At 54.3% G+C, this 13870-nt stretch carries 13 protein-coding genes; 12 read left to right on the top strand and 1 reads right to left on the bottom strand.

Annotated features, from left to right (window positions below; all coding sequences use genetic code 11):
• Positions 1-178: 178 nt before the first annotated feature.
• Positions 179-823, top strand: coding sequence for a hypothetical protein (locus V8J88_RS03935; RefSeq protein ID WP_338847923.1), 645 nt, complete (start codon positions 179-181; stop codon positions 821-823).
• A 46-nt stretch (positions 824-869) separates the two neighbouring features.
• On the opposite strand, the gene V8J88_RS03930 is transcribed toward V8J88_RS03935, so the two are convergent.
• Positions 870-1376, bottom strand: a complete 507-nt coding sequence (locus V8J88_RS03930; RefSeq protein WP_338847922.1) for a hypothetical protein — start codon at positions 1374-1376, stop codon at positions 870-872.
• A 128-nt stretch (positions 1377-1504) separates the two neighbouring features.
• Between V8J88_RS03930 and V8J88_RS03925 the strand changes: the two genes are divergently transcribed.
• The 11 genes from V8J88_RS03925 (at position 1505) to V8J88_RS03875 (ending at position 13821) form a co-directional block, all read left to right on the top strand.
• On the top strand, positions 1505-1714 hold the full coding sequence (locus V8J88_RS03925) for a hypothetical protein (RefSeq protein WP_338847920.1): 210 nt from the start codon (positions 1505-1507) through the stop codon (positions 1712-1714).
• Complete coding sequence (locus V8J88_RS03920; protein WP_338847919.1) at positions 1711-4683, top strand: VapE domain-containing protein; 2973 nt, start codon at positions 1711-1713, stop codon at positions 4681-4683. Before V8J88_RS03925 ends, V8J88_RS03920 begins: the two co-directional genes overlap by 4 nt.
• 276 nt (positions 4684-4959) lie before the next feature.
• The gene (locus tag V8J88_RS03915; protein WP_338847918.1) at positions 4960-5577 is read left to right on the top strand and encodes a hypothetical protein; all 618 of its coding nucleotides are present in this window, start codon (positions 4960-4962) and stop codon (positions 5575-5577) included.
• Positions 5578-5818: 241 nt separating this feature from the next.
• Positions 5819-6460, top strand: coding sequence for a phage tail protein (locus V8J88_RS03910; protein WP_338847917.1), 642 nt, complete (start codon positions 5819-5821; stop codon positions 6458-6460).
• Positions 6457-6588 carry a hypothetical protein gene (locus V8J88_RS03905; RefSeq protein WP_338847916.1) on the top strand — a complete coding sequence of 44 codons (132 nt, stop codon included), beginning with the start codon at positions 6457-6459 and terminating at the stop codon, positions 6586-6588. The genes V8J88_RS03910 and V8J88_RS03905 overlap by 4 nt, the downstream gene beginning before the upstream one ends.
• A 32-nt stretch (positions 6589-6620) precedes the next feature.
• A complete protein-coding gene (locus V8J88_RS03900) occupies positions 6621-7016 on the top strand; it encodes a Gp49 family protein (protein WP_338847915.1) in 396 nt (131 codons plus the stop codon).
• Positions 7017-7156: 140 nt separating this feature from the next.
• A complete protein-coding gene (locus V8J88_RS03895; protein ID WP_338847914.1) occupies positions 7157-7645 on the top strand; it encodes a MarR family transcriptional regulator in 489 nt (162 codons plus the stop codon).
• Positions 7548-9599: a phage terminase large subunit family protein gene (locus V8J88_RS03890; RefSeq protein ID WP_338847912.1), complete on the top strand. Its 2052-nt coding sequence runs from the start codon at positions 7548-7550 to the stop codon at positions 9597-9599. Before V8J88_RS03895 ends, V8J88_RS03890 begins: the two co-directional genes overlap by 98 nt.
• 3 nt (positions 9600-9602) lie before the next feature.
• A complete protein-coding gene (locus V8J88_RS03885; RefSeq protein WP_338847911.1) occupies positions 9603-10169 on the top strand; it encodes a hypothetical protein in 567 nt (188 codons plus the stop codon).
• A gap of 47 nt (positions 10170-10216) precedes the next feature.
• The gene (locus V8J88_RS03880) at positions 10217-11707 is read left to right on the top strand and encodes a phage portal protein (RefSeq protein WP_338847909.1); all 1491 of its coding nucleotides are present in this window, start codon (positions 10217-10219) and stop codon (positions 11705-11707) included.
• A 56-nt stretch (positions 11708-11763) separates the two neighbouring features.
• Positions 11764-13821: a phage major capsid protein gene (locus tag V8J88_RS03875; RefSeq protein WP_338847908.1), complete on the top strand. Its 2058-nt coding sequence runs from the start codon at positions 11764-11766 to the stop codon at positions 13819-13821.
• Positions 13822-13870: the final 49 nt, after the last annotated feature.

Genomic DNA, 13870 nt, shown 5'->3' with positions numbered 1-13870 from the left:
TTTAGGGATTTTTAACGAATATAATTTTTCGACAGACGGGGGCGGTGTCTTACCTGTGGCACCTCAATCGTTCACATCTGCCTTCCTCAGTGAGCACTATCATGTGTCGTTAGACCCAGGCGCAAGTGACGGTCCGCCTCCAAAAAATTAACAAGAAGGTATATAGAGTAGAGGGGGCATGATGATGTCTAAATGGCACGACAGAATCGCGACAGCATTGATTTTGTCGGGATTAATGATTTTCTCGTATGTCGGACTACACCAGTTAAAATTAGTGGATCAAAGCTCTGGTGAATATTTTGCGTTCTCAGGTTTTTTTGCAATAGTGATTGCTGTATGGGCGTATGGCCTGAAGCGAGACCTTATCCTTCGGCGACACATGCTGTTTTTAGCTATCGTGGATTTGTTATGCCAATGTTTAATTGGATTCGCTTACCTGCTGAATGCTAAAAATGTCATTCCTGAATTGTATCGATTTATCTACAGCGCTCGCATCATCCCTCTCAGTGCAATATTCTTTGCAACTGCATATGTTTCGGCAACCTGTATCGGCCACCTTATTTTTGGCTTTTTGAGAGAGTCACTTGCAGCACTGGGGATATTAAGCATCTCGTACTTGTTATTGATAAACCGCAGCGAGATCATGCTTAAAACGATGTGGGTAATGTTTGCGGTTTTCGTCGGATTTTTACTCTTATTCATATCCAAGAAAATTCGAGATAATGAAGAGTTCTTGCGGAATATAGAGGAATTCAAAGGTTTAGGCGGGGAAGAGCAGGTTGCATTACTTCGTTTTATTAGCAGTTTAAAGGCAACCAAATAATTGATTTTTTAGACACATCAAATAAATCCGCTTCAAATTGGCGGATTTATTTTTTCGCCTGCTTCTGTATTTTTTCAAAAGCGCTAATCAGTTGATTGGTTTCTGATTCGCGCGCTCCCTCTTTATTCGCCTTAAGTAGTGTCAATGCCATCGTTCTAGCAACATCAGAACTAGAAAGATAGGCTTCAATAAACTCTCGTTGCTCACTTGATAGGGACGAAAAAAAATCCAGCATAGCAACAAACAAAACAGTGCTTGAAGGCTGTTTACTTGCTTGCTTTGCTATCAATGATGCAATATCAATGTGAACATTTGCAACTGGGGTTCCCCCATCCTTGCAAAGTGAGTCATCACCAGCCAGCCAATGGGGGCAAACTGAGAAATACTTTGCAATCCGTAAAAAAATGTCGTGCGCTACAGTTTTAGTATCCCCGGATCTATACCCAGTCACTGATGGGTTCGACACTCCGATTGCATCGGCGAAAGCCCGCTGGCTTGTGTGGCTACGTTCGTCGAGCAACAAGTTCAGTCTGTCATTCCAAGTGTCGTTCATGATAGGCAGGCTAATTATTACGAATTAACAAATCCTACCACGATTGGAATTTCTTTGAAATCTAACCATTGACAAAGGTTGTTAACCTTGTTAAATTCAGCCAATATTGTTAAGGCTGATTCACAAACATGGAAAAAATGATTGCAGAATTAGGCGGGGTGAACAACACAGCTCGTCTGTGCGGCGTCTCTCCTGCTGCTGTTTCTCAATTGAAGAAGCGGGGCGGAAAGGGAAGCCTAGCCAAATATATATCATTGCTCCATTTTCTCTGGTTGCAAAGTGAGGATAGCCTTACATCTGCAGTTTCTTATGTTCATTCATCCATGCGTGATAAATGAACCTTGAAGACTTCGCCCGCGTCCCGCCCTCACTCGCGTCCCGGCCCCAGTGGCTGCTGTGGCGTTTCGAGTCGAACCCGAAAAAACCCGACGGCAAACCGCTGAAGGTGCCGTATTACGCGAACGGGCGTAAGCGTTACGGAACGCAAGGCACACCGAATGACCGCGACCAGCTCGTTACCCTGGCTGAGGCGCAAGCGGCGCTGGCGAAGGGTGGCAAGGAGAAATACATCGGGCTGGGCTTCGCATTTCTTCCAGGTGATGGCCTGATCGGGATTGACATTGACAAATGCCTTGACCCCGACACCGGGGAAGTATCAGCGCTGGCGCAAGAAGTGTTGGCGCTGTGTCCCGGCTACACGGAAAAAAGCCCATCGGGCACAGGTCTGCATATCTTCATGTCGGGTCAGTGTCAAACCTTCAAAAGCGACAAGATCGGCTTGGAAGTCTTCTGCGGGCGCCAGTTTTTTACGTGGACGGGTAATTATTACGCTGGTGAAGGTTGCCCGGACATCAGCGACGAAGCCTTAAGCCGCCTGCAAGAGCACGTCAACGCCGCGAAAAAACGCAGCGCCGCGCCAGCGCCCGCCAGCGCCGCCCCCTACACTGAAACCGATGCGGAATTATTACGCCGGATTGAAACCGCCCTGCCCTATATCGCGTCGGATGAGCACGACACCTGGATTAAAATTGGCACGGCGATCTATCATTCGACAGCAGGATCAGAGCGGGGCCGGGCGCTCTGGGAGTACTGGAGTAGCAGCTCGTCAAAATATCGCGCGGGAGACTGTAATGCGAAACGCTGGGGAACCTTTGCGGAACGCGCAGGCAACAAGGTTGCAACGCCTGCGAGCATTTTCTACCTGGCCAAACAAGGCGGCTGGCGTGATCCCCGGCTTGCACATCCGGCCAAAGCCCCCAGCGCCGCCCGCCCTGCGCCGCCTGTCCCTGTCAAACGCGCGCCAGCGCCAGCGGCCAAAGGGGAAACCGCGCCTGCGCCAGCGGCGCAAGGGGGGGAAGCGGCGGCGCCCTGGCAAGTGCTGCTGCCTGTCCCGGACAATGCGCCACCGCCGCCCGATGCGCACAGCACGCTGGGGAAAGTTGTGCAGCAATTTGAATACCGCCGCTTTGGCGCGTCTGCGGGCTTGCTTGGTTATATTTGCCGATTTGAAAACGGAAAGCGCCTGCCGCTTGTTTTCGCGACAAATGGCGACAGCCAGGCGTGGCGCTGGATGATGTGGCCGGAACCCCGGCCACTGTATCAACTCGGCCCCCTCAGAGGTTTGCCGGTGGTGGTGCTGGAGTCCGAAAGCATCGCCCAGCGCGCCCGTGAACACGCCTGGGCGCTGCATGTCGATATCGTTTCCTGGCCGGGCGGGATAGAGAGCGCGGCAAAAGCCGATTGGCAAGCGCTGGTCGGGCACGATGTGCTGGTCTGGTTTTACGATGTCGCCGCCGCGCAGCGGGTGGCGGACATCATGCAAGCCGCCGGCGTGCAAGCGACGGCGGAACCTGAGACAGACTTATCCAGTTATATCCCGCTGGATGCGCCAGCGCCAGCGCCAGCGCCGCCGCGCCCTAAGCTGAGCGCGGCGGCGCTGGTGCAAGCCGCGCCGCCGCCAGCGCCAGCCGGCGCGCCCCCGGCTTCTACCCCTCCTCCCGCTGGCGCGCGGGCCGTGCGGAATGAATTGCGTGAGCGCCTGCTGAAAACGCAAAATGGCGGGGTGCGCGCCTGCCGCGAGAATGTGCTGTTCATTTTGCAGGGTGATCCGTCCCTGGCTGGCCTGGTTGGGCATGATCAATTCTCAGATATGCAGGTGCTGTTGCGTGATCCGCCCTGGACTGGCTCGAAAAAGGGTGATGAATGGGGCAGTAATGACGATTTCCAGCTTGGCGTGTTCATGTCCCAGTTTTATGGGATGGTGGTGGGCGCCATCGGGGAAATTGAAAAAGCCGTGAGCCAGGCCGCGCATGAGCATGCATTTAATCCCGTGCGGGATTATCTGGAAGACTGTAAAAACAGGTGGGATGGCGTGCCGCGCGTTGAACGGGCGCTGCCAACGTACTGGGGAACAGAGGACAACGAATACACGCACTTGATCAGCCGCCTGTTTTTTACCGGTATGATTATGCGGGTGTTCCAACCTGGTGAAAAATTCGACTACGCACCTGTTTTTGAAGGCGCGCAGGGTGAAGGCAAATCCACCGCCTTATCAATATTGGGCGGTCGGTGGTTTGCTGACACCCCGTTTCAGATCGGGGCGAAAGATGGCTATATGGCCATCCGTGGCGTCTGGCTGTACGAAGTCGCCGAACTGGAACAATTCAACAAATCAGAGGTGAACGCCATCAAGGCGTTCATGTCGAGTCAAAAAGACCGTTACCGCGAACCATTTGCAAGGCGCACGCGGGATTATCTGCGAGTCACCGCTTTTGCCGCCACAACCAATGAAAACGCCTATTTCAAAGATACGACCGGGAACCGCCGATTCTGGCCGGTCGAAGTCAAGCAGATCGACTTGCAAGGCTTAAGGCAGGATCGGGACGCACTGCTGGGCGAAGCGGTTCACATGTATCTGAACGGGACGAAGTGGTATCCGACCAGAGAACAGGAAAAAAACCTGATTGTGCCGCAACAGGTGGCGCGGGAAATTCAGGATGTCTGGCTGCCCATCATCCGCGATTGGCTCGATGGTGTTAGCGCCAGCGGTGACAAAATGCCCATGCCGGCGCGCAACCGCGTCACGGCGGCAGATATCCTGCTGGATTGCCTGAAATTTGAGGTCGCCAAGCTGTCCCAGCACAAAGCGGAAACCATGCGCATTGGCGCCATCATGCGCCAATTGGGTTGGCCAAAAGAGCGCGAAAGCAAAAACAAGCCAGGCGCAAGCCGGGATTATTACTATGTGCGCCCGAAAGAGGATGCGCAGACAGACAGCCAGGGATCGGGTGACACCGGAAAAGGCTGATGTCCAACCTTGTCCAACCTGCCATTTAACAGGTTAGACATTGCAAATCATTGATTTATAAGACTTTTTTGGCATTTGTCCAACTGTCTAACCTGCCTTGCGCGCGCCCGCATGCGTATGCGCGCGTATACGTGGGGCCGCTTAATTACTCAAAAATGGTTAGACATGTTAGACAGTTAGGCATGTTGTTGATTTAAAAGGGCTTTTTTTGTCCAACCTGCATGACTAACCTTTTTGAGGTTGGACATCAATAAACCGGAAGCGGGAGATTTGAGAATGGAAGCAGCATTGTTTGAGAGCGCACACAGCGCACTGGTTTTTGCCCATCACTATCAGCCGGGCGAAAAGACGGTATTAGGCCGCTTGGCGGGGCCATCTGGCGGCGGATCAGGGCGCGGCTTGGGTGGGCTGGATGGGTCAGCGCAGGCGGGCATGATATTGCGCGAACTGGGCGAACTGTCTGAGCTATATCAAGCTTTGCTGATTGCCCGCACTGCGCCGGCCTGGGATATCTGTCCCTGTTCCCGCCCCTGTTGCAGTGGGCGCAAGGCTAACCCGGTCTGGGTCGCAGCCATCGGCATCTTAAGCCGTGAGGCAAAGCTGATCCTGGGCGGGGCGCATGCCAGCTTTGCAGTTCGCGCTGCCTGCGTAAAACGGCATTTACTGCGTAAAAACGAGCGCACGCCAGTCGATGCGATGGCGGCAGAGTATGAAATCAACCGGCAAACCATGGGCAAATATGTCACCGCCATCAGTAAGTGGCTGACCAATAAAGAAAAGGACGCCCTGACGCAATTCGATACGGTCTTGCGCGAGCTGGGCATGGTCGGCAGCGCTGATGCTGTCTCACAACAAAACATGCCCAGCAATGCCCTTTTCCGGGCTGCGGCTTGACAACCCATCAAAATATGTCGAAAATCCGCACTTATCAGATAAGTTGCATAATTCCGTCCAGCGGCCCGGAAACCCCGGGCCGCTTGTCGTTTACGGCGATTGAACATGAGAAAACCAGACAAACAGGCGGTGCGGGACTGGCTTGCCGCACAGCTTGCCCGGCATCAACCGCCGCCGGCGGGTGCGCAGATACGAACTGATTTGAACTGGCATATGTCTCCTGTGGTCCCTGGTGGGGCTGTTGCGCCGCCGCTTGATTGCTCAGGCGGCGGCGTTTCTTTTATCGAGTCAAGTCAAGATGGCAATCACAGTTGATGTGAAGGGCAGCATGCAAGCCGTGCTTGCAGACATAGGCCGGGTGCGCCGCGATGTGGTGGATAAGGCTGTCCCGCGCACATTGAATAAGGTTATTGCCCAGGCAAAAACCGCCGCATCACGCGAGATCAGAGCGGCGGGGTACAAGCTCAAGGCGTCAACAATAAAAGGTGCGCTGAGCACAAGAAAGGCCAGCGCCGTGCAACTGACAGCAGTGCTGACAGCCAGCGGCAAGCCCATTCCGCTGATTCAGTACAACGCACGGCAGGTAGCAGATGGCGTGTCAGTTGATGTCAAGAACGGGAGGAAAATAATAAAACATGCGTTCATCGCGGTGATGCCGAACGGGCACAAGGGTGTTTTCGTTCGTGTGGGGAAAAAGCATAAGAAAGTAACCCGTAACGGTAAAACGCGATGGACTGGCTTGCCGATACAGGAACTGTTCGGGCCATCAGTCCCGAATGGACTTGTCAATAAGAAGGTGCAGACAGCATTGAATCGGCTGATGAAGGAAAAATTTCCGGTCATCTTACGGCAGCAGATTAAACACTTATCGCGAACCAGATGAAGAACCCCAGCCCATTTAACACGAACACCCTGCGCGCCGCAGCCAGTGCAGCATTGGCGATCCTCACCACCCTGGTGCTGAGTATCGCCGCCCTGCTCTACCGCTGGGCGGCGCGCAAGCGCAAATAACCCTTTTATTCACAACACAGGATGTTTAAAACATGAACGACATTGAAAAAGAAATTCAGGCAAAGGGGCTGACCGCACCACGTATTACCCCGGCTGAAATTGAGGCGAACATTGCAAGCGAACACTACTTCACCGCAAAACATGGAATTAATGGCGCAATGAATGAGGCAGAATTGCACCAAAGAATCCCCGATGCTATGGCATATGCACATGGGTGCCGTCAATTGGAGTGCCTGACCTTTTGCGTGATCATGTTAAAAAACGGATTCATCGTGACAGGTGAATCTGCATGTGCGCACCCTGATAACTTTGACGCAGAAATCGGGCGCATGATTGCAAAAACGAACGCGCTGACAAAAGTGTGGCCCTTGATGGGTTATGCCCTGAAGGACCGCTTAGCCCATGCTGGCCAATCCACGCCAGGCTGATCGCACACCCCGACCAAGACCAGCCCGCCCCCCTCGAAATTGGCGGGTCCTTCCCAGCCATCAACACCTGCGGGGACGAAGACCCCGGATTTTGCGTAGTTCTGAAAAGGGTGAGGGGGGTATAAGTATAAGGATCAGATATGCCAACGCAAGTCGAAGTTGCAGAACATCTTTTCATGGCGCAAAAAACAGCCAGCGAATTCTTGAATGCGGCAGGAATCGACTGGAGGGAAATGCCGCTGAACGAAATCCGGCGGATCTACATTGAACGCCTGCGCGGGCAGGCGTCCGGGCATTCAACCGCCGGCGCTGATCTGGTGATGGAACGGGTACAGACAGAACGGCTGACCCGCGAACTGCGCATGCTTGAGCTTGCAGAAAAGCGGGCGCAGTTGATCAACGTGTCTGAACTTGAACCTGAATTGATACAGATGTTTTCCGGATTCAAAGCTGAACTGCTGGCGCTGCCTGCGAAATTAAAAGCCGCGCTGGATGCGCTGCACGGGATTGACATTGATATCCAATATCTGAATGAAGCCGTCTGCGCAACACTTACTCACCTGTCCCAGTACGAGGCAAGCGAACCGGATGCTGATCCGGCGCTTGTGCAAACTACTGGCGCCACCTGAGCGCATCAGCACTTACGACTGGTCGCGGAAACATCGCCGCTTGAGCGGAAAAGCCAGCGCACTGCCTGGCATATACAATCCGGATTTAACGCCCTGGGTCCGGGGCATGCATGATGCGCTGGACGATCCGCGCATCCGCAAAATCGTCGTGCGCAAGTCTGCGCAAGTCGGCTGGACAGATGGGGTGGTGCTGAACTACATGGCCAAGCGCATCGATGTCGATCCATGCGGCATCATCGTCATGTTTCCGAAGGAAATGGATGGCAAGAGCTTCAACAAAGAAAAGCTGCTGCCGATGGCAGAAGTCACCCCGCGCATTACGCAAAAGCTGCCGGTCAACAGCAGGAAAGATCAAGACAACAGTTGGAATTTCAAAAGTTTTCCCGGCGGATTTTTAAAACTGGTCGGGTCAAATTCGCCCGGCTCGGTCAAGTCAACCAGCGCGCCTGTGCTCATCGTTGAGGAACCAGACGATTGCAACACAAACTTGCGTGAACAAGGCGATACCATCGTTTTGCTGGAAGAGCGCGGCAAAACCTATGCCAGCCGCAAAGTGATCTTTGGCGGCACCCCGACGGTGGACGGGTTTTCAAAGATCGATGCTGAATATAAAAGTTCTGATCAGCGCGTCTTCCTGGTCCCCTGCCATGCGTGTGACGAAACGCATGTGCTGGCCTGGGAAAATGTGCGCTGGATAGAAAGCGATGCGGCACAGCATGAAATTTTTGGGCGCGTCGATTTGAACAGCGCTCGGTACAGTTGCCCGCACTGCGGCACACTGTGGACGGACATCGAAAAAAACCGAAACGTGCGCCGGGCAACGTGGGTTGCAACCGCGCCGTTTAGCGGGGTCGCTGGTTTTTATATCAATGAGCTGTACAGCCCCTTTCCCGGCAGCACGTTGCGGCTGCTGCTAGAGAAGTATTTGACCGCCCTGCACCACTTAGACCAGGGCGACGATACAAAAATGCGGGCGTTCGTGAACAGCACCGAAGGCTTGCCGTACAAGTACAAAACAGACCTGGCAGATGCGGATGTACTGCGAGGTCGGGCGATTGATTACCCGGAATTTTTTATCCCGTGGGGCGGCCTGCTGCTGACCGCAGGCGTCGATGTGCAGCATGATCGGCTGGCGATCATCATCAGATCCTGGGGCCGGGGTGAAGAGTCCTGGCTGATCTACTGGGGAGAAATACACGGTGAAACGCTGATCCCGGAAGCTGGCGCCTGGGTGGAGCTGGATGCACTCTTGACCCGTGCGTTTCAGCATGCCAGCGGCGCGTCACTTTACATCCGTGCGGTGAGCATTGACTCGTCCGATGGCCAGACGTCAGATGCCGTTTATGCATTCGTCAGGGCGCGTCAAGCCCGGCAATACATGGCGATAAAAGGTGCTTCAGCAGATCACGGCAAAAAGGAAATCTTTACGCGCCCGTCTGAATCGGTCGATGTCGATAGAAAAGGGAAAGCCTGGAAGTATGGCCTGCGCCCTTATATCGTCGGCACCATGAAAGCGAAAGACCTGATAACCGCCCGCTTTCAATTACAGGGGAACGGGCCAGGGCGGGCGCATTGGTATAGTTGCGTGCGCCCGGACTACTGGGATCAGGTCACGGCAGAAGTCAAGATTCCGCACAAGACAAAGCGGAATGTGAAGGTGTGGAGTGTCCGGGCAGGACAGCGGAATGAAGCGCTGGACTGCGAGGTCTATGCATTACACGCTGCACGCTCTTTGAAAATCAATCTTTTCAAAGAAAGCCAATGGCTTGCGCTGGAAAACAAGATCCGGCAGGCGGAAATGTTTGACCAGGTTGAAACGCCGGCGCCGAATCAAGAGCCTGATGAAAGTCAGGAAGAACCAGCGCCGCCACAGCAGCCAAAACCGCCGCCACCACCACCGCAGAAAAAACAACGCCAGCCGCGCCAGCGCGGCTGGTCTGCAAATTCCTGGTAAGCAATGAATATACCGAAATCAATCTCCGCCGGCGACACAGTCGGCTGGACTGACACGCCTGCCGATATCGGCTTGCCGGTCAGCGCTGCGACGGCGAGCTTGCAATATGCATTACGCAGCGCAACCGGTACGGCGCTGGACGTAACAGGGCCAGCAAGCGGGAACAACTGGGCGTGCAGCATCACTGCAGAGCAGACCGCAGCGCTGAACACTGGCGCCGCTGATGTGACAATTTACTGGGCCGCGTACATCACAACCGCCGGCCAGCGCTGCCAGGTCGGGCAAGGTGTATTGACAGTCCGCCCAAACTTGGCCGCGCTGGCGCAATTCGATGGCCGCACACAAGATCAACGCGATCTTGAAGCGCTGGATGCGGCGATCAGCGCCAGGCTGCAAAACGGCGCAGTTCTGAATTACGCAATCAACGGCAGGCAACTGGCGCGCGAACCGCTTGCGGCGTTGCAAGCGATGCGCTCTGACTTGTTGCGCCGTTTACGAGCAGCGCAACGCAACCAGCGCAGACGTGCTGGTTTGCCGGATGGATCGCTTATTCGTGTGAGGTTCAAGTGATTCGATTCATAAAAAACCTATTCCGGCGGCAATCTGCACCGGCGTCAATGGCAGCGCCAGCGCCAGCGCAGCAAAAGCAGCGCATGTATGCTGCGGCAAAACCCAGTCGCAACGGCAATCCCTGGGCTGTTAACACATCGCCAGATACGGAAATCCGGTTATCACTACGTCGCTTGCGCGCACTGTCACAGATGCTGGAACGTGATAACGATTATGGCAAAAAAGCAGTCCGCAACATCCGCAATAACATCGTTGGGAAGGGCATTGAATTTCAAGCGCAAATCAAAAAGCGGCGCGGCGGTCAACTCGACGATGCAATAAATGACCGCATCGAAAAACTGTGGAAACGCTGGGGAGATAAGAAGCGCTGTCATACCGCTGGCAAGGTCAGTTTTAAGGCGATGCAGCGGGCCTTGATTGGCATGGTCGCAATTGACGGTGAAGTTTTTATCCGATTTGTGCAGCGCCGCTTTGCTGACTCCCGCATCCCACTGGCGCTGGAAATTATCTCCGCAGACTTACTGGCAGACGAACACAACGGCAGAGCGCAAAACGGCAACGAAATACGCATGGGCGTCGAGCTGGACGAATGGCTACGCCCCGTGGCGTATTACTTTTATCCGCGTCACCCTGGCGATTATCAATTCACCCATATCGGTGGACGGGAAAAGTATAAACGTGTGCCTGCAGACGAAATCTTGCATCTGGGCGTATTTGAAAACAACCAGACCCGCTGCGTCCCGTGGTTTCACACAGCCATAAAACGACTGGGCGACATCGGCGGTTACGAAGAAGCCGAAATCGTCAGAGCCAGGGCGACAGCATCGGTCGTCGGATTTATTCAGCCGGCGGAAGCAGCAGCGCCAGTACTGCAGGATGAAGATGAAGAGGATTACACGGATGACGTGATGGACTTCGAGCCAGGCACGGTCCGCCGTCTGGAACCTGGTGAAACATTCACCGGCTTCAATCCGGGGTCGCCCAATACAGCAATGGACCCGTTTTTACGGGTCATGCTGCGCGGCGTGGCGGCGGGGATAGGTCAGAGCTTTGAAACGCTGTCTGGCGATTTTTCACAGTCGAACTATTCATCGTCACGCCTGGCGCTGCTGCCAGAGCGGGACAACTGGCGCATCTTGCAAGCCTGGTTTGTTGAAGACTTCTTACAGCCTGTCTATGAACGCTGGCTTGAACTGGCAGTTTTGTCCGGGGCGCTGGATTTACCAGCCTACGAGACAGACGCAGATCATTATGCAGATGTGCGCTGGATGCCTCGTGGCTGGTCAGCGATTGACCCGCACAAAGAAACCGTATCTGACTTATTACGCATTCGCGGCGGATTAACATCGCGCCGGGACGTGATCAGTGAAAACGGCGGTGATTACGAAGATGTCTTGAAGCAGCTTGCAGAAGAACGCAAGTTCGCGCAATTCCTGGGGCTGATACTGGATTCCGATCCAGCGATGACCGATGGCAAAGGCGCGCAGCAAGTCACATCAGAAGAAAAGCCTGAAAACACAGCAGAAGAAACAGCGTAATTAAAACGCTAATCAACAAGGGCCGCGATGCGGCCCTGTTTTTTTTGGAGAAAAAAATGCCAGATGCCAGCACACGCTTAACAGACGGCTATCAACTTGGGCGGCAGACCCGAGATGTCAGCATGCAAGGTGCGGCAGGGCCGCCGCAGATTGATGATCAGCAACGCACATTAGAGCTGACATTTTCGTCAGAGACGGCAGTCTCTCGCTGGTACGGGGATGAAATCTTGTGTCATGACGCAGGATGTGCAGACCTGGCCCGTTTAAACGACGGCGCCCCCCTCCTGTTTAATCACGACCGCGATTGCGTCATTGGCGTCGTTGAAAAAGCCTGGATCGGCGAAGACAAGCGTGGTCATGCAATTGTCCGTTTTGCGAAAACGGAAAAAGCAAATGAAGTCGTTGGCATGGTGAATGATCTGATTCTACGGAATGTTTCATTTGCATATCAGGCGACAGATTACGTGCTGGAAACTGCCGATCCTAACCGCAGCAGCAGCGACGATGTGTATACAGCCATGCGTTGGGAAGCGCTTGAAATATCCATTGTCACTATCCCTGCCGATACCAGTATCGGCATCAACCGCAGTGCAGACCCCAGCGCGCCAGCCGTGCGCATCCAAACGCGGCAACCTCACATCAACCCGGCGCCAGCCGAACCAACCGAAGGAACCCCGATGCCAGTACAACAGATCCGCGTCATGGATCAACATCATGACGAAACCCGCTCAGGCGGCGGCGGCAGTGCACCGATGAACCCCGAGCAAATCCGGGCCGCAGAACGTGATCGTATTGCGTCGATCCGTGCCCTGGGCGATAAATGGAAAAAACCGGAGTTGGCACAACTGCACATCGAAGGCGGAAGCACTGTCCAAGAAGCCCGTGCAGCATTCTTGGAAGCCCTGGAAAAAGGTGCGCAACAAGGTCCGGTTGCGGGCGCGAAGGTTGATTTAAGCCACAAAGAACAGCGGGCATATTCATTTTTGAAAGGCATGCGCGCCGTTGCCAATAACGACTTCAAAGAAGCCGGGCTGGAAAAAGAAGTGTCGGATGATATCGCGCGTCAGCTTGGCCGTGACCCGTCAACGCCGAACGGCCTGTTCTTGTCAGCCGACATGCCTTTTGCGCCGACACCCGAGCACCAGCGTGCCGTGATGCATTTGGATAAACGCTACCGCGACGCCATTCAGATGCGCGCCCCTTACATGACCAATGCCACCGCAACCGGTGGCGCATTGGTTTCCACGTCGTTGCTGGCCGAAGAATTTATCGAAGTCTTCCGCAATATGCTGGTGACGCCTCTGCTGGGCGTCCGCACCTTGGTCGGCTTGATTGGCAATGTTGATATCCCGCGCCAGGTTGGCGCCAGCACAGCAAGCTGGGTTGGCGAAATGTCAGCCGGTTCTGAAAGCGAAGGCACATTCGATAAAGTGCAGTTGCGTCCGAAAATGCTGACTGCATATTCAATCCTGTCCCGCCTGATGATGCAGCAAAGCACGCCCAGCATTGAAATGCTGGCGCGTATCGACTTGCTGATGCAGATGGCGCTGGCGCTGGATCAAGCCTGTATTTCCGGCACCGGCAGCAATAATCAACCGCTTGGCATCGTCAATCAACCCGGTGTTCTATCGGTCATCGGTGGCGCGAATGGCAAAGCCCTCGACTTCGACGATCTGATCAAGCTGTATACGGCGCCCCGCATTGCGAATGCTGCAATCGGCTCGAATGCATTTGCCCTGAACAGCAAATGTGTTGGTTATCTGGCGTCACTGAAAGCGACGACAGGCGTATCGCTGTGGGATCCACAGGGCGGCATGGTTGCCGGCTCGCCAGATAAGCTGAAGGGCAAGCCGTATGCCGAAAGTAATCAATTACGCGGCAACTTGACCAAGGGCACATCGGTCGGGATTTGTTCTGAAATCGTCTATGGCAATTGGCAAGAAGCCATGATCGCCCAGTGGGGCGTCTTTGAGCTGGGCTACAACCCATATGACACCACGCTGTTTAAGAGCGGCGATATCGTTGTGCGCGCCATTCAAACCGTCGATTTTGGTTTGCGGCATGGGCAATCCTTCGCTGTGATGACCGATGCCTTGACGCCAGGCTTCGGTTAAGCCCAAGCCCCCCTTATCTGATTGAATGGAGAAACACATGTCTGAAAAA

Origin of the sequence: Massilia sp. W12 (genome assembly GCF_037300705.1) — a bacterium.
Taxonomy (GTDB): Bacteria; Pseudomonadota; Gammaproteobacteria; order Burkholderiales; family Burkholderiaceae_D; genus JACPVY01.
The sequence above is the reverse complement of the archived record's forward strand: the minus strand, read 5'-3'. Positions and strand labels throughout refer to the sequence as shown.

Excerpts from the sequence above, each read along its gene's own strand:
- V8J88_RS03935 (WP_338847923.1), top strand. The coding sequence starts at position 179 with ATGATGATGTCTAAATGGCACGACAGAATCGCGACAGCATTGATTTTG.
- V8J88_RS03930 (WP_338847922.1), bottom strand. The coding sequence starts at position 1,376 with ATGAACGACACTTGGAATGACAGACTGAACTTGTTGCTCGACGAACGT.
- V8J88_RS03925 (WP_338847920.1), top strand. The coding sequence starts at position 1,505 with ATGGAAAAAATGATTGCAGAATTAGGCGGGGTGAACAACACAGCTCGT.
- V8J88_RS03920 (WP_338847919.1), top strand. The coding sequence starts at position 1,711 with ATGAACCTTGAAGACTTCGCCCGCGTCCCGCCCTCACTCGCGTCCCGG.
- V8J88_RS03915 (WP_338847918.1), top strand. The coding sequence starts at position 4,960 with ATGGAAGCAGCATTGTTTGAGAGCGCACACAGCGCACTGGTTTTTGCC.
- V8J88_RS03905 (WP_338847916.1), top strand. The coding sequence starts at position 6,457 with ATGAAGAACCCCAGCCCATTTAACACGAACACCCTGCGCGCCGCAGCC.
- V8J88_RS03900 (WP_338847915.1), top strand. The coding sequence starts at position 6,621 with ATGAACGACATTGAAAAAGAAATTCAGGCAAAGGGGCTGACCGCACCA.
- V8J88_RS03895 (WP_338847914.1), top strand. The coding sequence starts at position 7,157 with ATGCCAACGCAAGTCGAAGTTGCAGAACATCTTTTCATGGCGCAAAAA.
- V8J88_RS03890 (WP_338847912.1), top strand. The coding sequence starts at position 7,548 with ATGAAGCCGTCTGCGCAACACTTACTCACCTGTCCCAGTACGAGGCAA.
- V8J88_RS03885 (WP_338847911.1), top strand. The coding sequence starts at position 9,603 with ATGAATATACCGAAATCAATCTCCGCCGGCGACACAGTCGGCTGGACT.
- V8J88_RS03880 (WP_338847909.1), top strand. The coding sequence starts at position 10,217 with ATGGCAGCGCCAGCGCCAGCGCAGCAAAAGCAGCGCATGTATGCTGCG.
- V8J88_RS03875 (WP_338847908.1), top strand. The coding sequence starts at position 11,764 with ATGCCAGATGCCAGCACACGCTTAACAGACGGCTATCAACTTGGGCGG.